Annotated in this window: 18 protein-coding genes; 3 read left to right on the forward strand and 15 right to left on the reverse strand. The window is 42.1% G+C overall.

Features of this window, described 5'->3' with window-relative positions; all coding sequences use genetic code 11:
- Positions 1–52 precede the first annotated feature (52 nt).
- Genes ACBP55_RS21775 through ACBP55_RS21785 form a run of 3 tightly spaced genes read right to left on the reverse strand, consistent with a single transcriptional unit; the run spans position 53 to position 3,321 of the window.
- Positions 53–358, reverse strand: a complete 306-nt coding sequence (locus ACBP55_RS21775; protein ID WP_029194218.1) for a YciI family protein — start codon at positions 356–358, stop codon at positions 53–55.
- Positions 358–1,050: a uracil-DNA glycosylase gene (locus ACBP55_RS21780; RefSeq protein WP_464653375.1), complete on the reverse strand. Its 693-nt coding sequence runs from the start codon at positions 1,048–1,050 to the stop codon at positions 358–360. The genes ACBP55_RS21775 and ACBP55_RS21780 overlap by 1 nt, the downstream gene beginning before the upstream one ends.
- Before the next feature lie 15 nt (positions 1,051–1,065).
- Positions 1,066–3,321 carry a type IA DNA topoisomerase gene (locus ACBP55_RS21785; RefSeq protein WP_464644910.1) on the reverse strand — a complete coding sequence of 752 codons (2,256 nt, stop codon included), beginning with the start codon at positions 3,319–3,321 and terminating at the stop codon, positions 1,066–1,068.
- A gap of 200 nt (positions 3,322–3,521) precedes the next feature.
- Between ACBP55_RS21785 and ACBP55_RS21790 the strand changes: the two genes are divergently transcribed.
- Positions 3,522–4,631 carry a glycosyltransferase family 4 protein gene (locus ACBP55_RS21790; RefSeq protein WP_464644912.1) on the forward strand — a complete coding sequence of 370 codons (1,110 nt, stop codon included), beginning with the start codon at positions 3,522–3,524 and terminating at the stop codon, positions 4,629–4,631.
- A 10-nt stretch (positions 4,632–4,641) separates the two neighbouring features.
- Complete coding sequence (locus ACBP55_RS21795) at positions 4,642–5,409, forward strand: YheC/YheD family protein (RefSeq protein ID WP_464644914.1); 768 nt, start codon at positions 4,642–4,644, stop codon at positions 5,407–5,409.
- Positions 5,410–5,472: 63 nt separating this feature from the next.
- Here ACBP55_RS21795 and ACBP55_RS21800 read toward each other — a convergent pair whose 3' ends face one another.
- Positions 5,473–6,075 carry a DedA family protein gene (locus ACBP55_RS21800; protein WP_464644916.1) on the reverse strand — a complete coding sequence of 201 codons (603 nt, stop codon included), beginning with the start codon at positions 6,073–6,075 and terminating at the stop codon, positions 5,473–5,475.
- A gap of 261 nt (positions 6,076–6,336) precedes the next feature.
- Between ACBP55_RS21800 and ACBP55_RS21805 the strand changes: the two genes are divergently transcribed.
- Complete coding sequence (locus tag ACBP55_RS21805) at positions 6,337–6,855, forward strand: C40 family peptidase (protein ID WP_051253243.1); 519 nt, start codon at positions 6,337–6,339, stop codon at positions 6,853–6,855.
- Between the two features lie 75 nt (positions 6,856–6,930).
- Here ACBP55_RS21805 and ACBP55_RS21810 read toward each other — a convergent pair whose 3' ends face one another.
- The 11 genes from ACBP55_RS21810 to ACBP55_RS21860 all read right to left on the reverse strand — a co-directional run bounded on the left by ACBP55_RS21810 (position 6,931) and on the right by ACBP55_RS21860 (position 16,840).
- Entirely contained in the window at positions 6,931–7,101 is a 171-nt protein-coding gene (locus ACBP55_RS21810) for a hypothetical protein (protein ID WP_154669554.1), read from the reverse strand.
- Positions 7,102–7,120: 19 nt separating this feature from the next.
- The gene (locus ACBP55_RS21815; RefSeq protein WP_464653376.1) at positions 7,121–8,242 is read right to left on the reverse strand and encodes an MGDG synthase family glycosyltransferase; all 1,122 of its coding nucleotides are present in this window, start codon (positions 8,240–8,242) and stop codon (positions 7,121–7,123) included.
- A 33-nt stretch (positions 8,243–8,275) separates the two neighbouring features.
- Positions 8,276–8,962 (reverse strand): response regulator transcription factor, encoded by a 687-nt coding sequence (locus ACBP55_RS21820; protein WP_464644917.1) that lies wholly within the window; start codon positions 8,960–8,962, stop codon positions 8,276–8,278.
- A complete protein-coding gene (locus ACBP55_RS21825) occupies positions 8,959–10,437 on the reverse strand; it encodes a sensor histidine kinase (protein WP_464644918.1) in 1,479 nt (492 codons plus the stop codon). Before ACBP55_RS21825 ends, ACBP55_RS21820 begins: the two co-directional genes overlap by 4 nt.
- A 17-nt stretch (positions 10,438–10,454) precedes the next feature.
- Positions 10,455–11,201, reverse strand: coding sequence for an ABC transporter permease (locus tag ACBP55_RS21830; protein WP_268618361.1), 747 nt, complete (start codon positions 11,199–11,201; stop codon positions 10,455–10,457).
- 128 nt (positions 11,202–11,329) lie between these two features.
- Positions 11,330–11,932, reverse strand: coding sequence for an ABC transporter ATP-binding protein (locus ACBP55_RS21835; protein WP_464644919.1), 603 nt, complete (start codon positions 11,930–11,932; stop codon positions 11,330–11,332).
- Positions 11,933–12,029: 97 nt separating this feature from the next.
- Positions 12,030–12,950 carry a hypothetical protein gene (locus ACBP55_RS21840; protein WP_464644921.1) on the reverse strand — a complete coding sequence of 307 codons (921 nt, stop codon included), beginning with the start codon at positions 12,948–12,950 and terminating at the stop codon, positions 12,030–12,032.
- 202 nt (positions 12,951–13,152) lie between these two features.
- Positions 13,153–14,112, reverse strand: coding sequence for an alkaline phosphatase family protein (locus ACBP55_RS21845; protein ID WP_464644923.1), 960 nt, complete (start codon positions 14,110–14,112; stop codon positions 13,153–13,155).
- Positions 14,113–14,140: 28 nt separating this feature from the next.
- Complete coding sequence (locus tag ACBP55_RS21850) at positions 14,141–14,659, reverse strand: hypothetical protein (protein WP_464644925.1); 519 nt, start codon at positions 14,657–14,659, stop codon at positions 14,141–14,143.
- 91 nt (positions 14,660–14,750) lie between these two features.
- Complete coding sequence (locus ACBP55_RS21855) at positions 14,751–16,169, reverse strand: HAMP domain-containing sensor histidine kinase (RefSeq protein ID WP_464644927.1); 1,419 nt, start codon at positions 16,167–16,169, stop codon at positions 14,751–14,753.
- Positions 16,166–16,840 (reverse strand): response regulator transcription factor, encoded by a 675-nt coding sequence (locus ACBP55_RS21860; protein WP_464644929.1) that lies wholly within the window; start codon positions 16,838–16,840, stop codon positions 16,166–16,168. The genes ACBP55_RS21855 and ACBP55_RS21860 overlap by 4 nt, the downstream gene beginning before the upstream one ends.
- Between the last annotated feature and the right edge of the window lie 86 nt (positions 16,841–16,926).

Genomic DNA, 16,926 nt, shown 5'->3' on the forward strand with positions numbered 1-16,926 from the left:
GGATTCACTCCTTTGATTTTTCGCCAGAGATACTGGCAGCCTAAATATTAAGTTACATAACAGCTATACTGTATGGAAATAATTCACTGGTCATAAGTTGATTTGCAACAGCAGGGTCTTGTTCCATGATCAGTGTAGCTTCTAACTCATTATCCACCCTAAGGATAACAATGCCAAATGTTTTTTCGTCAAACGTTTGCGTTCTTCCTGCTAAAATGAGCTCTCCCTCCTCTTTCAACTGTAAAAGGTATTGAAAATGCTCTTCAACAATTTTATCTTCTTTTTCTGTCCAAATGCTTCGGTCTAGAAAAGCAGGTTTTAATCGTAAGACATAAATAAATTCTTTATTGTCACTCATTACTCCCGCTCCTTTCCCAATAAATTTGGTATTTGCCAATCAATTTCCGAGCTCCCAAAATCTCTAAGATAGGCATTAGCTTGCGAAAAAGGTTTACTGCCAAAAAATCCGCGATACGAGGATAGCGGACTAGGATGCACTGATTTTATGATAGCATGCCTCGTTGTATCTATGAGACGTTGCTTGGTTTGCGCATGACTCCCCCACAGCACAAAAATGATCGGCTTCTCCCGATCACTTAATGTCGTTATAATTTTATCTGTAAAACGTTCCCAGCCTTTCCCCTTATGCGAATTCGGCATATCCGCTCTTACCGTTAAAACTGTGTTCAACAGCAGCACGCCTTGTTCTGCCCAAGCCTTCAGGTAGCCGTTATCAGGGATATAGCAGCCAAGGTCAGACTGTAACTCTTTATACATATTTTGCAAAGATGGCGGCGTCGGTATACCCGGTTTAACGGAAAAACTGAGGCCATGAGCTTGGCCTCTGCCGTGATAGGGATCTTGTCCCAAAATGACAACTTTAGTATTTGCATAGGAAGTTAAATGAAGTGCGCTATAAATTTCACTTTGTTCCGGAAAAATGATTTGTGTCGTATATTCCTCATCGAGAAATTGTTGCATTGCATGGAAATAGGGTTCTTCAAACTCTGACCCCAGCATAATAGCCCAGTCGTTCGTTAAATGGCTCATCATTTCCCCCTCCGATCACTCCGTCTCCGTACCGAGCTCTCCCGTATCGATATTTTTCAGCACGATTCGTCCGTCTGCCGCTGATCCGTCAGCAAGTACGAGCTTCAGCTTCGTCGTTTTCCCTTTGTTTACGAGCGACTGAACTTGAGCGTCTGTTAGATTCCGCCCAAAGCTTTCTTTCCAGATGACGAATTTGCAGCCTTCCTTATAGTGCGAGCAGCCGTAGCCTTTACGTCCCATGAAAAGGGAGCCTCCGCACCCTGGTCTTGGACAAGTCGCTAAGAACGTGCTAGCTCCATCTGTTTGCTTAGCCGGAGCTGCTTTCTTAGCTGCAGCTGCCGTCTTAGCCCCGCCTGCAGTTGATGCCGAAGTCGATCGAGATGAACTTCGTTTGGGTGCGCTAGCCGGAGGCGTTTCGCCTTCGAAAGCTGTTTTGGAAGCTCTAGCCTGCACGCGAACCTTATCAACGATGAGAGTTGCGAATCTTTTGACATTATGCATAAACTGCTCGTCCGAGGCCGTACCGCGGGAGATTTCATTCAGCCTGCGCTCCCATTGCCCTGTCATCTCAGGTGAAGTCAGCAGCTCAATGCCCGCGCCGCGGATTAATTCAACAACCGTTCGCCCCTTTTGAGTCAAGACGATTTTCTTGCCCTGCATGTCAATGTAGCCAACCTTCTTGAGACGCTCGATGGTCGCTGCTCGAGTAGCTGGAGTACCGAGTCCCGAATCCTTCATCGCATCGCGGAGCTCCTCATCCTCAATCTGCTTGCCGGCGCTTTCCATGGCTTTGAGCAGCGTTCCTTCGTTAAAATGCTTAGGCGGCTGTGTATCTTTTTCCTTCACGATCGCATCATGGCAAAGGACGTTCCCTTGTGGGTCGATGGAGAAAGGCTCATTTACTTCAACTTCTTCGTCTTCTTCCTCTTCCTTTTCTTTGCCCTTCGAACTCTTCGCCTTTTCTTTTTTCTGATCGGCATAGATGACCTTCCAGCCTAATTGGAGCAGTTCTTTAACCGTGGTCTTAAACATTTCTTGTTCAACCTCAGTCATAACCGTATGAACCTTATACTCAGCTGGAGGGTAAAACTGAGATAAGAAGCGTCGTACAATCAAATCGTACAATTTCTGTTCATCCGGACTCAGTCCCGTTGCTTTCCGATTCGTCGGAAGAATGGCATGGTGATCTTCAACTTTGCTCGGATTGCAAATAAACTTGTTATTTTTGTGCACCAGATTCCGGTTTGCCCCTTGCACAAGTTCATGGTAAGCCGTTCCTTGCAAAGCGGATAAAGATTTGTGCATTTCCGGAATATTTTGCTCAGTCACATAGTTGGAATTGGTTCTAGGATAGGAAATAACCTTATGCTTCTCGTAGAGTGCCTGAGCCGTATCCAGCGTCTTCTTCGCTGAAAAGGCATATTTCCCATTTGCCTCACGCTGCAGCAGCGTCAAATCATACAATTTGAACGGATATTCCTTTGTCTCTTTCACTTCATAGGAAATAATCCGTGCCGGTTTCCCTTTGACCTTGGCAGCAAGCGCCTCGACCTTCGGTCCGTCCGTCAAGCGCTCTCCCTGCCACATGCCTCTATATGTCGTCTCGCCTTGTGTAAAATGCCCCTCCAGCTCATAAAATTTGAGCGAGGAGAAAGCTTCGATCTGCTTCTGACGGTCATAAATAAGCGCAAGTACGGGTGTTTGGACGCGGCCAACGGAAAGCAAGACGTTATGCTTCGTTGTGAATGCACGTGAGCCATTCATGCCGATTAGCCAATCCGCTTCACTGCGAGAGCGCGCGGCGCGCGTTAAATTCTCGTATTCAGCTCCGTCCTTTAATGTCGCGAAGCCATTTCGAATCGTCTCCGAGGTTAAATCGGAAATCCAGAGTCGCTTAACAGGCTGATTCAGTTTAAGATGCCGCTGAATCAGCGAGAAGATGTGCTGCCCTTCTCTCCCCGCATCGCACGCATTAACAAGCATGTCGCATTTCTTCGCAAGCTCAGCAATTACCTTAAGCTGATCGTATGTACGTGGGTTTGGAATCAGCTTAAATTCATCAGGAATAATCGGCAGGTGATTTATATTCCATTTTTTATATTTATCATCATATTGATCAGGTTCAGCCAACTCAATTAAGTGTCCAATCGCCCAGGTGATGATATACTGTTCACCCTCTAGATAGGACCTTAAGTTTTTGGCTTTAGGCTCTATTGCGGCGGCTATATTACGTCCCATATCGGGTTTTTCCGCAATAATTAATGTCTTCAAGAGAGTATCGCTCCTTAATTGAACTTTCTAGGTAGATCAGAATCCGTCGCCTCAGTGTATCCCACTTTATAAATGGCTGCAATATGGTAACGATCGAAAAATTTTATTTTAGTAAGTAGACTGTACTCCAAGTCCATCCGTTTCCATTGAATATGATAACTGGAAACAGCAAATGATGCCAAGAGGTGAAGGTTTTTATTATGCATATTCTGATTATTGCTCCTGAACAAATTCCCGTCCCTCCTCCTGTCGGAGGCTCCGTGGAACATTGTATATACCAAATTGCCAAACGAATATCACCCAAGCATACAGTGACCATTATAAGTCGACTGCGCGCCAACTACCCGAAGAAAAGCAAATTAGGTCATATCACGATTCTTCGAGTACCCGGCGCCAATAAACAAGCTTATTTATCTAATGTACTTAAAACTGTCAAAGGGCATCGTTACGATAGGATTCAAATCGATAATCGCCCTAGATTTGTGCATGCCGTGCGAAAAGTATTCCCACATACGCCAATCTCTGTTTTTTTGCATTCAACGACATTTATATCTCCGCCGATGACTTCTAAAAGGCAAGCTGCAAGCGATCTCAGCGGGGCTAATCGCATTATTGGCAACAGTCTTTCACTGCAAAATCACCTGAAACGAAACTTTCCAAAAATCAGCCATAAGGTTCGTTACGTACATCTGGGCGTTGATCTTTCTCAATTCCGTCCACGAAAAGAGAAAAAGTATTCAACTGGCGGGCGCCGTCCATTTGTCATTCTATTTGCAGGCAGGTTGATTCCGAGGAAAGGAATTCCCGTCTTGATGAAAGCAACTCAAATCGTTAGAAAATCCATCCCTTCCGCGACGCTTCACATTGCCGGTGGAACTGGTAAACCACGCTACAAGCAATATTTGAAACAATTAGCTTCTTCACTTCGAATTCCAGTGACATTCAAAGGTTACGTTTCACGCAGTCAAATGCCGCGCTTCTATCAATCTGGAGACTGTTTCGTCTGCCCGTCTCAAGGTCATGAAGCGTTTGGCTTAGTGAATGTAGAAGCGATGGCATCCGGCATTCCAGCGGTCGCCTCCAGAAATGGCGGGATTCCTGAAATTATTCGGCATGAACATAATGGACTATTAGTGACGAATTATCGAAGCCCAGAAGCTTTTGCCAGAGAAATTATTAAATTAGCCAATGACCCTTCTAAGGCTAAAAGACTGGCCAATCAAGCCCGACTAGATGTAACTAGAAAATTTAGTTGGCGGGCCACAGCAAGCAAGTTAGAAAAGATTTATTCGACGAAAACTACCATATAGAGGTGCTGTTATGTCAATGAGTCGAGCTACTACATTAGGCAGCAAATGGGTCAAGACGAAAGTTCTTTTATTAAACAAAGAACTTAGCAAATTTGTTCCCGAAACAAGAATCTACAGTCAAGAGAACCTGCTTGCCATGCTAAATAAACATAAAATGGTTTATGTCAAACCAATCAACGGCTCTTTCGGACAGGGCGTTATTCGTGTAGAGAAAAATGAGAATTATCGATTTCAGTCCGGAAAAGTAGTTAGAACCTACCGAACTTTTTTAGGGTTATTCAGTGCGCTAAACAAAGTCAAGTTAAATAGATCCTATTTGGTTCAGCAAGGCATTCATCTCTTAACCCATCAAAAGAGAATTTTCGATACACGCATAATGGTTCAAAAAAGCCCTAATAAAATTTGGGAAGCTACCGGTTACATTGGCCGAGTTGCTCATCCAGCAAAAATTGTAACGAACTTTCATAATAGCGGCAAGCCACTGCCATTAGAATTATTATTTGATCCCTACTTAAAGAATCAGAAAAAAGATGATTATATCAAAAGCCTGCGACATTTAGGATATCGAATCGCTATGCAATACCAGAAGGTTTACCCGAAATTCAAAGAAATTGGTGTTGATATTGGTATCGATAAAAATCTAAAACCATGGATCCTAGAAGTAAACACAGCGCCTGATCCCTTTATATTCAACCAATTAAAAGATAAAAAAATGTTCTTTAAAGTTCTGCGTTATTCAAGAGCAAATGGCCGATTCTTACCCGTAAAACGTAAATAATTCGATATTCCTAAAGTCAATAAAAACCTCCAATCCCACTTGGGACTGGAGGTTTTTACTGCTTTATGAGGTTAGTCGCCGTTGGCGAACCATCATCTTAGTTAACAAGCCGAGACCAATAATAATTGCCGCGACAACAATCCATAATGGATGATGGAATTGCGCATAAATGTGGTGCCACGCTTTTCCAAGCTTTTGACCAAGAAGAACAATGACCAGAATCCAAGCCAATGCACCAATGTACGAGATACTCAAGAATTTGGCGAATCGCATTCTCGTTGCGCCAGCAATGAAAGGAGCAGCATGTCTTAGCCCGGCTACATAATAGCCAACTAAAAGTAAAATGGCACCATGCTTTTTAAATTGTTCGGCCCACTTTTCTAATCTGGTCTCAGAAAGCTTAATCCACTTTGTTACCTTACTGATACGCTTCAACCCAATACTTTGTCCAAGCAGGTAATTAAGTGTCATGCCTGCGCAAGCACCAAGCCAAGCAAAGCCGATGATGCCGCCTATATGAAGATTAGCTTTAAAGGCTATGTAGCCTGCTCCAAGCAGAATAATCTCAATCGGAAGCGGTATGCCAACAATGCCGATGAAAAGTATCAAAAATATACCCGGATAGCCATAATGGGTGATTAAATTGATCATAGCATGATGATTCATTTTTGTTCACCTTCCTTGAAATGATCGTACCATAGGAATGTGAGAAGAGCATGAGAGTAAAATGAGAAGTGGACATTACCTCTATCTAGCTTGTCAAGGTTTTTGTGCTCATTGGATTCTCATGGTTTTCTAATAAACCTCGTTTAAGCCTGATTTGACCTAGTATTCCCCCATCATTGGTAATCTATAGGTCATTCTGGATGTGTTAAGGTTATTCCAGGTGGGAGCCTAAAACACGATCCTGAAGGAGGACATCCAATCATGAATAACATGAAAAAGAACCGTCTTACTAAATCGCTATTAGGAATTACACTTAGTGTATCCTTATTTGCATCCGTTAATCTAATAGCGGCGCCGCAATCCGCACATGCTGCGAGCGCAGCTTCTATAACAGCAGCATCAACATCGATGGCTGGGAAAGCAAATAGCGTTATTTCTACCGGTAAACAGTACCTTGGCGTGAGGTACAAGTTCGGAGCACAGAAAGGCAATACAAGCTCATTTGACTGCTCGTCTTTTACGCAATATGTATATGGGAAGAATGGCATTAATTTGCCCCGTTCATCCAAGCAGCAATCACAGGTAGGTACATTTGTGCCTAGAAATCAGCTGCAACCAGGAGACCTTGTCTTCTTCTATTCACCTATTCACCACGTTGGTATTTATTTGGGTAATGGTAAGGTTCTTCATACGTATGGCAAGCCTGGCGTTACGATTTCAGATATGAATTCCGGTTGGTGGAGCAAAAATTATAAAACGGCTCGCCGCGTGATTCATTAAGCCGAATTTCATTTTGTTCACTTATACCTGTAAAAAACTCCTTCCAGATGTCCATCTGAAGGAGTTTTTTATGCATTAAATGACTTTACTTTCTTCATGATCTCCACTTTTTCCGGGAATGATAAGAATATGGTCTAAGATAAATTTCTTCTCTACAGCAGATAAATTCGATTGGTGAATCAGATGCACAACTTTTTCTTCAAGTTCATAGATCGTTTGTAAAAAATCATCTAGACTTTCCTTCATCCGGATCAGTCCTCTCATCTTATATGGATAGCGAAACGGGTTGATGATTCATGCTAAGTATCATATCATTCACGATGTGAGCAGCTGCTTGACTCCGTTGCAGAGCTATCATGCGTTCTTTTATTTCTTCATGCAAGCTTGGATGATGGATTAAATGAGTGATTTTACTGGTAAAATCCTTCATATTCGTAGATACGGATGCCATCCCGCGGCTGGACAGATACAAGGCATTTTCTTTTTCTTGACCGGCATAGGGTCTGTAAATAAAGATAGGCAGTCGTAGAACAATGGCCTCTGTCAAGGTTAATCCCCCTGCTTTCGTGACAATACAAGTTGCTCGAGACATCCATTCATGCACATTGTCAACAAATCCAAGAATCGTTATTCCCGAAAAACCAGCAAATTGATCTTCAAGTTTACCTTTTAACCTTTCATTTCGACCGCAAACAACGACCAATTGACAATTGTCAAGCAAGGCTAAATGATTCAACATTTCCTCTATATAGCTGGAAACACCGCTGTCAGAGGCCATGATAAGAATGATCTTCTTTTTTTGATTTGGAGCATAGGTATTTCTCAGATTTACGAACTCTTGTCTCAACGGAATACCGCTAACCTCAATTCGATCCTTGCTGAATCCTTTGAAAACGATTTGCTGCTTTAATTCTTCCGTAGCCACATAGTATTTATTAACATTCGGGTGTAACCATGTGGCATGTAAAGCATAATCCGTAAGTACAGTGAAATTGGTTATGCCCATCGAACTGCATACTTCCGGCGATGCGCCAAATGGGAAAGTGTTGACAACAAAATCAGGACGCTCTTGATGAATAAGTTCTCTCAGCTTTTTTTTGCCAAGATAAGTCATAGATCTCTGGAATAAGGCGGTCCGTTTGGTCTCACGGGTTAAGTAATAGCTCCAGCCATAATAATCGAGCCCGATCCGAGAACTTTTTGTGCTTTTGTTCACTAGCGAGGTAGTAATCAAATTAATGAAAGGATGGCCTTCTTGCATCAAATTGACGATTTTCACTTGATCTACGCCTTGCCTCAAGAACTGCTGCTGCAGGGCTTTTGAAGCTTGTAGATGTCCGTTACCATAGCTAGCTGTAAGTATCAATACACGTGGATTGACATTCATGCTCAAGGAAAAACCACCTTTCATCGCATATATCTATAGGCGAAAACGATAACCTGCACCCCATACCGTTTCAATATATTGAGCGCTGGATGCATCTAATTCAATTTTCTCTCGTAATTTACGGATATGGACTGTAACGGTCTGTGAATCTCCCATCGCATCCATTCCCCATATGCGTTCAAAAAGGTGATCTTTACTATAAACACGATTCGGATTCATTGCCAGAAAATAGAGTAAATCAAATTCCTTCGTCGTAAGGCTAATTTCTTGCTCATGAACGAAAACGCGGCGGGAACCGTAATCGATTAAAAGACCGTGAATGCGAATTTCTTCACTATTTTCTTTGGTGCCAATTAATCGCTCATAGCGGGCCAAATGGGCTTTGACTCTTGCAACCAGTTCTCCAGGTTTAAACGGCTTGGTAATATAATCATCTGCTCCAAGACCAAGACCTCTTATCACATCGATGTCCTCTTTTTTGGCAGTAACCATCAGGATTGGAATTTGATGTTTCTCGCGAATTTGCTTGCATACTTCGAATCCGTTCAACAGAGGAAGCATGACATCAAGGATGATTAAATCATATTCTCCGTTAAGTCCCAGCTTCAGACCCTGCTCGCCATCCATCGCAATATCAACTTTAAAGCCACTCACTTCTAAATAATCACGTTCGAGTTCAGCAATCAGTTGTTCATCTTCAACAATTAATAATCGTTTCATTCGTTATCACCGTCTTTGTGCCTTCTTAGCGGCAATTTGATCGTCATACAAGTCCCTTCACCTTTCATACTGCGCGCCTCAATGGTTCCGCCATGACCTTCGATCATTTGCTTCGAAATCGCTAGCCCTAGACCACTTCCCCCGTTATTACTGTTTCTGGATGGATCTGCTCGGTAAAAGCGATCAAAAATATGCGGAAGCGCCTCAGCATCCATGCCTACTCCATTATCTGTAATTTCTATAATAACATGTTCACCGGCAATCTTTGCATGCAGTCCAATATGTTTTTCCGGTTTATTCATATATTTTAAGCTATTGTCCATGATGTTGGAGAAAACGCGTTTCATTTTGTCCCGATCGATCGAGACCTGAATCTGCTCGTTTAACCCGATATCAGACTTATAATGAACGCCTTGTTTGCCAAGTTCAAATTCAAGTTCATCGGACCAATCCTCCAAAAAAGAGGCGAAATCAACAACTTCAAAATTGAAGGGCACCCGCTTCAAATCCAATTTGGAATATAGAAATAATTCATCTATTAAATGATCCATCTCTTCGGCTTTGGACGAAATGATTTCGATGTATTTTTGTTTTTTGTCAGGGGTATCGGCTATTCCGTCACCTAAACCATCTACATAGCCTCTAATCGCTGTAAGAGGAGTACGAATATCGTGTGAAATGTTAGAGATAAGCTCTTTCCGATTTTCTTCATATTGAATTTGCGTATGAATGGATTCCCGCAATTGTTTTCTCATTTGTTCAAAGGCTATGCTGAGTTGCCCAATTTCATCCTTACTTGTGATCTGTACTTGAAAATCAAGATCACCTGATTGAATCCTTTTCATAGCATTCTTTAACTTCCGAAGAGGGGTAATGATACTTTTTGAGACAAAATAAGTTAACAAAGTATGCGTGAGAATCAAAATAATAAGCAGAGTGATAAAGAGAGTTGGGAAAAATTTCTGCGTGAAATTGACGATCGGATTAACCGACGTAACAATGAAAACACTACCTGGTTGTTGTCCATTGTAATAAAAATCAAACGAGTTTACTTCCAGCAGTCTTTTCCCATACTTCGTGGCATCTCCCCGTTCTGGATGCCCAGGATGTTTGAACGCAGGCAGCTGCTGGAGCACATCTGATCCTTGCAAGGTTGGAGAAACATAGACTAGCGTATTATCCTTACGTACAACCAGCTTTGAATTACTTAACTGAAGCTCTTGATCAATATCCGCTAAGTAGGCTGAATCGGCTAGGATGGACGGATTTTTCTCCGAGGAACGTTTCAAATCTTTAAACGTATGTTCCACATTCTGATTCTCAAATAGTCCAATACCTGATCCATATTGATCTCGGATACTTTGGAAATCGCCTTTAAAAACAACGACTAGTAGAACAGCTGTAATAATCATCATGACTAGTGGTATTAGCAGCATCGCCGCATAGGAGATCAATAACTTAAGACGAATAGACATGAGTAGATTCCCCGTTTTTATACTTCTTTTCTATCAAATTTATAGTATCCAAGAGCCAAAAACAACATGCAGCTGGAAATTAGGAACAGAGTCGTAGTTAAAAGCTTGCCCGCGGAAACGGTTTGACTAAGCCAGAGCATATGCCAATCCGTATAGGAGGCTGGTGAAAACGCAGCAATGGAGCTCATCAAGAATGGAGCAATTTTGGCAGCCGCATACAACACGAGTGAAAAGACCATGAAACTGCTGGCACTTTTGAAAAACTGAGAAACGAATATAAACAAGGCTGATAAAGCAAACATGGAGACAAATGCAGCGATGTAAGCTTTAAACATATGGAACGAATCCGTGAAATTAGCTGATGTCCCAGCAAATAGGTTGCAGATAAAGGTTACGATGCCGAGTACAATCAGAATTCCTGCAATACCCGTACCAAGAGCAGCGACTTTTGTTCCAAAAACCTGAAAGCGTGAATTCGGACGAAGCAAAGCAAGCTTCAACGTTCTAGATGCCACTTCATTGGGAAATAAATCGCCTGTTACCGTGAAGATAAACAGCGGGATCCAGATACTTGTGTAAATCGTTAACATCTCAATCGGAAAGGACTGGCTAACGGCAATAAGACCGAGAATTGGTTGTAAAGCGCCCAGCGAAATGGCAAGCAGGACAGGAAGAATCGCTGAAAAGATAGCGAACATAACAACTTTCTTTCGATACAATAGCAAGTAAAGTTCATTTAAGTAACCGGCGCGCCATCTATGCACAATCTTGGTCCTCCTTTGAAAGCTGAAGTTCGTCAATATAGAATTGCTCTAAGGATTGATTACTTTGCAGCAGTTCGGATACATACCCTTCTTTTTTTAATTGTCCTTCAACAACAATCCCCACCCGATTACACAAGCTGCTCTAGCTCATGAATCATATGGCTCGAGATCAAGAACGACGTCCCCTTCTCTTCGGACAACTGCTTTATCAACTTTCGAAACATAACCGTGCCTTCGATATCCAGCCCATTCGTAGGCTCATCCAAGATGACTAATTTAGGTTCCGGTAGAATTGCCGCAGCAAGTGCGAGTTTTTGTTTCATACCTGTTGAATAGCCTTTGATTTTCTCCTTACGAACTTTGAACAAGCCTACAAGATCCAAGACTTCTTCGATTCGCTTTGGCATGACACTCGGATAGAAGCGGGCGACAAGTTCTAAATACTGCCATGCAGTAAGAAAATCATGAAAATCTGCCGATTCAATCATGCTGCCTACGTGCTGCATACCTTGTTCGAATTGTTCAACAAGATTGGCATTAAATAATGAAATCGTCCCTTTATCTGGGCGGATTAAACCCGTTATTAGCTTTAGAAACGTTGTTTTTCCTGCGCCATTTGGCCCAAGTAATCCATATACATCTCCTTCATGCAGCTGGATATTCATATCTCGAATTCCCCGGTCATTGCCATATACTTTACTCAAATGCGCCGTCTCTAATATGGTGTTCACTAAGATTCCCCTTTTCTTATGAGAAAAAGCAGATAGGCTTGGACAGGGAAGCCTATCTGCTGTTATCAAATAGTATTGCTAATGCTAATGCTAATTCTTATTCGTTATCGCCATGTTTGCCTTGGTGATCATGTTTCAATGTTTGTACGGTTTTACCTGTAAGATCAATGGTTTCAGGTGTTGTGCTGTTATAACCGGACAGATCCGCTTGAAGGTGAAGGGTAACTTGGTGCACCGTTCCACTATCGTCTTTACCAGAGACCGTTAAATCTGCTTCTTGATGAGAGATATAATTATTAGCATTTACGGTTGCCTTAACGGATACTTTATCGATTTTGATATCTTGCGTCAGCTGTGGAGCAGCGTTTTTCAAGAAATCTTCTTTGAACGGCAGCTCATTTGCTTTTACGGCGTCATCATTTGTCTCTCCGTCTTTCTCTGCTTTGGTTGCTTCTTTAATGGCAATCGGCGCCAGAGCATTGACTACAGTAGGAATCTGAGCGTTATCAAGTTGAATGGCGATCTCTTTAGACCCATCAGCTTTCGTATCAACGGCCACGTAGTCCTTCAGATTACCAACCAAAGCGTCAATAACAGTCTCAACTTGCTGAGGAATGTCAGTTTCATTCAGCTTCTTCTCGGTTTTGTGCTTCTTTTCATTTTCTTGATTCACAAAATAAACATCACTAGCGTTTGATTTAAGTACGGTTTGATTATTTTGCTTATAGAAGTTGAGCGATTGTTGTGTACCATTCGCTGAAACATCTGCACTTCCACTTGCCGTTTTTGTATCCAGGCTCACTTTAAAACTTCCATTTGCGCTTGCAAGCACATTACCGTTATCTTGTAAGGCTGCTGACGCTTGTACAGCTACATTCTGAACCGTTTTGGTGTTTTTCAGAGCAGATTTATATGCATCGTACCCAGATGTACTCGCCAATGCACTAAACCCGGTCGTCACCATGACGATGCTGCTGATCCCAACAGCACTACCTAACACTAACCATTTCTTTTTCATTTTTTCCTCCTAATATAGGGATCTCAAACTCTCTCCCTTTGATATGGGCTTACAACTACATCATAGTCAACAAAAGTGAAGTGCTTGTGAAGCAATTCTTAAATCTTTCTTAACTCTCTGTCCACAAAAGAAAAACCCGTTTAGCAGCTAAACGGGCTTCAATACAGTTCACCAAGAAGCGGTGAGTTATTTGATTTTATTCTTACTTCCAAACGCCTTGAATAGCAGGAACTTCAGATGTACCACCCAAATAAGGCAGTTTATACATCTCTTCTAACGTACGTAATACATTCAAATGCGTAATATGCTGATCATATTTTGCTGGTTTGACCATAGGTCCTACAAAGATTGTAGGAATATGATTGTCTTTGGAAAAGTCATCTTCATCCCACGTTAGAATGAGCATGCTGTTATGGCTTTGAGCCCAGGTTACATAAGGACCAATGTGTTTTTTCAGCCAATCATCTGCGGCTTGGATTGTCCCGTCATGCATGTCATTATCCTGATTAGGGATGACGAAAGATACCGTTGGCAGTTTGCTGAAGTCTTTTGGAAATTGGTCAAATGGTTGATTGCTCTCTTTGGCAACATTGGAGAAACTCACCCATGGACTGTGTTTTCGGCCATATTGGTGATTCGTACAAACGGTTGAACCTACCGCAGGTAAATCCTCCGAGTAGCCTGCAAACGAATAACCTGCCTTAACCAGTTCGCTAGCCAAATTAGCCGTCTTAAATTGATGACCGCAAGAATCATCTTTAACACCTTGATCGGAGCCTGAAAATAGGACGAAATAATTAGGCTGACTGGGATGTGCTACCGCATAGGAATGCGTGAAGAATGCCCCTTGCCCAGCCAAGGCATTGATATAAGGGGCTGACGCATTGCCAATCAATTTCTCATAGGAATGATTCTCTTCTACCACGATCACAACATGGTCGGGCTTAGCCCCTTCGGAAACAGCCGGGTTAGGCACTTTCGGCGGACTTGAAGACGTGTTCAACGGACTTGGTGAAGGTGATAAGGTTGGACTTGGCGATGCTGCGGGAGTCGCTGTTTGAGTTGGTGCTTGTGTTGATGTCGCTACATGACTTTGATCCGGACTGGAACAACCCGTCATCATTAGCATGAGTAGCGATACCGCCATGAATGTTTTTTTCAATTGATGTCCTCCCTTCATCCCCAGCTTATCAAAGGAATGCATGAATTAGAAATAAAACAGCAAAGATTAATCCTAATCGTAAATGCCATTTCCGATCAAGTCCTCGGGCTCGAAATACCCCTGCAATTGGAACAGGCAACAAGGCTAGTCCTGCGAGAAGTCCACTTATGTTGGCAAAATCAAGCTTGATACCGTATAAGAAAGCACCAACGATATGCAAAAAAATGACGCCGATTGCAAGAATAGCGATAGGTGTATGGAATTTCCGAGTTACTTTCAAAAGGGCAATAGCACTCTTTTTCAGTATAAGCATTTGATCTACCCATCGTCTCTGTATAATTGTTTTAAACACATAGTATGCCAAAACAGCAAATAACAGAATTCTGGCTTGAGAGCCATAATTTTTAAATAAACCTTTGAAAGAGCGATCATGCCACTGAACAGATGGTATATGCAACATCGTCCATACACCAAAAAGTACGATTATCAGTGTAATTCCCAGACTAAGAATCACCCATATACGGTCTTTCCCCCGGAATCTACTCATCTTCATCATCCTTTATTTAAACAGAATACTTCTACCGCAAGCATTTGAAATGACTTTACATGATGAAGCTGAGAACAAAATGAGAAATAGATTAGTTAAGAATTTGGTTAATAGGTAAATTAATTATCACTTTGGTCCCTTCGTTTTCCTTGCTTCGTATGGTTATTTCCCCTTGATATTTGTGCACAAATTGCTTGGCAATGGACAACCCCAGCCCTGTACCCGCTATCTCGCGATTTCTTGCTTTATCAACACGATAGAACCGGTCAAACACATAAGGCAATTCGGCTTGCGGAATCCCTATTCCATGATCTTCTATTGTAATTTGCACTTCATTTGTCAAACGTAGTCCCTCAATACTAATCCGTTTATCTTGAAAGGTGTATTTAACCGCGTTATCTAGAACAATCAGGAGAATTTGCTCCATATGCAGCGCGCTTATCGCTATCAGGACATTACTTATTTTTACCGTATTGACTTGAAATTCAAAATCGGGATTGAGGGCCTCAAATCTTTTGAGTGTCTCTAGAATAACGGGTTCTATTGGAATGGGCTCAATAATTTCTGTAACGAGGTGAGTTTCTACTCTTGTTAGAGTCAGAAGTTCTTCGACGATCCCTTTCAAGCGCCTAGTCTCTTGGAGGGAAGCTTGCAAGGATTCATTTAAGACTTCAGGATCTGATTTACCCCAGCGATTTAAGAGGGACAAGTGGCCTTCCAATATCGTTATGGGTGTCCGCAGCTCATGAGAGGCATCCTCTACAAATTGCTTTTGTTGGCGAAAGGAGACTTCCAGTTGATTCATCAATTCATTAAACAACTGCGCTAAGCTGGATAATTCATCCCCATTTTCTATGTTGTTAACACGCTCTGTCAGCCCTTTCTCCTTCACGCTTCGAATGGTAGCTGCCAATGCCCGAATAGGACGCATCAATTGCCTCGCAATAGCTAAGCCGCTAATTGCACTAATGAAAACAGCCAACACCCCACCGATCAGCATAACCCAGAATAACGTCTGACTAAAATGATCGAACGTTTCTAGATTACTTGCGAACTCTAAAGTTCCAACAAACTTTTCCGTTATGAAAGGACTCCTATAAATAAGAATATGATCTTCTTGGGGGGTGATATCATACAGTTCCGGTTCTGACACTGCTCTAGGTGCAACCCAATTTTCATCAAAATGATTCGATACAGTCAGGAGCGGCTCCCCATTCTGCCCAATGATACGTACTAATTGGTTTTTTCCGATCAGTTTTTCTATGTAGGGTCGAACTTCTGTTATCAGCACGGCATCCAGCGTATTTGATTTTTCATTTAAATAGTCTTGAAGCTGCGACATGCTTACTTGAATTTTGTCTTTCTCTTGGTTCATCATCCATTGTTTGAGAACTAGATATTGCGAGAAATTATAGGTTGCAAATAAAAGGAAGATGAGTGTTGTTGCCCCTAACATGAGCTTCCATTTGATGGGGAGTTGTCGAATAAAACAAGTTAATCGTCCCATCATCGCATCACGTATCCGATTCCACGAACCGTTTGAATACAGCTATTTTCACCAGCTTGATCTAACTTGTTCCTCAAGTACCTGACATAAACATCGACAACATTCGTTTCCACTAACGAATCATACCCCCATACATGATCCAAAAGCATATCACGCGTCAGTACGAGATTACGGTTTTTCATGAACATCACTAATAAATCGAACTCGCGCTTCGTAAGCTCAACGATTTGCTTGTCTTTATAAACTATACGGGCATCCATATCAATTTGAATATTTTGAAAAGAAAGCATCGCATGCGGGTCATTTCCATCAAGTTCGATACGACGGAAAATAGCCCTTATCCTAGCCAATAATTCTTCAATGGCAAAGGGTTTGGGCATATAATCATCGGCGCCGCTATCTAAGCCTGATACACGATCAATAACGCTGTCTCTGGCTGTCAACATGAGGATTGGGGTCTTCTTTGCTGCACGAATACGACGACAAACCTCAATTCCATTCAGCTCTGGCAGCATAATATCTAGCAATATCAAGTCCCAATGATCCTGTAGGGCTAACTCTAATCCGGTTTTTCCATCGTAAGCTGTCTGTACTTCGAATGCTTCATGTTCCAGTTCAAGTTGAATAAACCGAACCAGGTTTTTTTCGTCTTCTATGAGTAATATCCGTTTCATCGCTAACTCCCTTGCCTCATAATTACGCTAAGTATAATCTAAGTAGATTAGAAAATAGTGAGAAATTCCCCTGTATTCAGTCTCTA

Source organism: Paenibacillus sp. WG02, assembly GCF_055396115.1.

Coding starts and splice junctions, on each gene's coding strand:
- ACBP55_RS21795 (WP_464644914.1), top strand. CDS start 4,642: ATGTCAATGAGTCGAGCTACTACATTAGGCAGCAAATGGGTCAAGACG.
- ACBP55_RS21820 (WP_464644917.1), bottom strand. CDS start 8,962: ATGAAACGATTATTAATTGTTGAAGATGAACAACTGATTGCTGAACTC.
- ACBP55_RS21805 (WP_051253243.1), top strand. CDS start 6,337: ATGAATAACATGAAAAAGAACCGTCTTACTAAATCGCTATTAGGAATT.
- ACBP55_RS21800 (WP_464644916.1), bottom strand. CDS start 6,075: ATGAATCATCATGCTATGATCAATTTAATCACCCATTATGGCTATCCG.
- ACBP55_RS21780 (WP_464653375.1), bottom strand. CDS start 1,050: ATGAGCCATTTAACGAACGACTGGGCTATTATGCTGGGGTCAGAGTTT.
- ACBP55_RS21815 (WP_464653376.1), bottom strand. CDS start 8,242: ATGAATGTCAATCCACGTGTATTGATACTTACAGCTAGCTATGGTAAC.
- ACBP55_RS21860 (WP_464644929.1), bottom strand. CDS start 16,840: ATGAAACGGATATTACTCATAGAAGACGAAAAAAACCTGGTTCGGTTT.
- ACBP55_RS21825 (WP_464644918.1), bottom strand. CDS start 10,437: ATGTCTATTCGTCTTAAGTTATTGATCTCCTATGCGGCGATGCTGCTA.
- ACBP55_RS21840 (WP_464644921.1), bottom strand. CDS start 12,950: ATGAAAAAGAAATGGTTAGTGTTAGGTAGTGCTGTTGGGATCAGCAGC.
- ACBP55_RS21855 (WP_464644927.1), bottom strand. CDS start 16,169: ATGATGGGACGATTAACTTGTTTTATTCGACAACTCCCCATCAAATGG.
- ACBP55_RS21810 (WP_154669554.1), bottom strand. CDS start 7,101: ATGAAGGAAAGTCTAGATGATTTTTTACAAACGATCTATGAACTTGAA.
- ACBP55_RS21850 (WP_464644925.1), bottom strand. CDS start 14,659: ATGAGTAGATTCCGGGGGAAAGACCGTATATGGGTGATTCTTAGTCTG.
- ACBP55_RS21775 (WP_029194218.1), bottom strand. CDS start 358: ATGAGTGACAATAAAGAATTTATTTATGTCTTACGATTAAAACCTGCT.
- ACBP55_RS21790 (WP_464644912.1), top strand. CDS start 3,522: ATGCATATTCTGATTATTGCTCCTGAACAAATTCCCGTCCCTCCTCCT.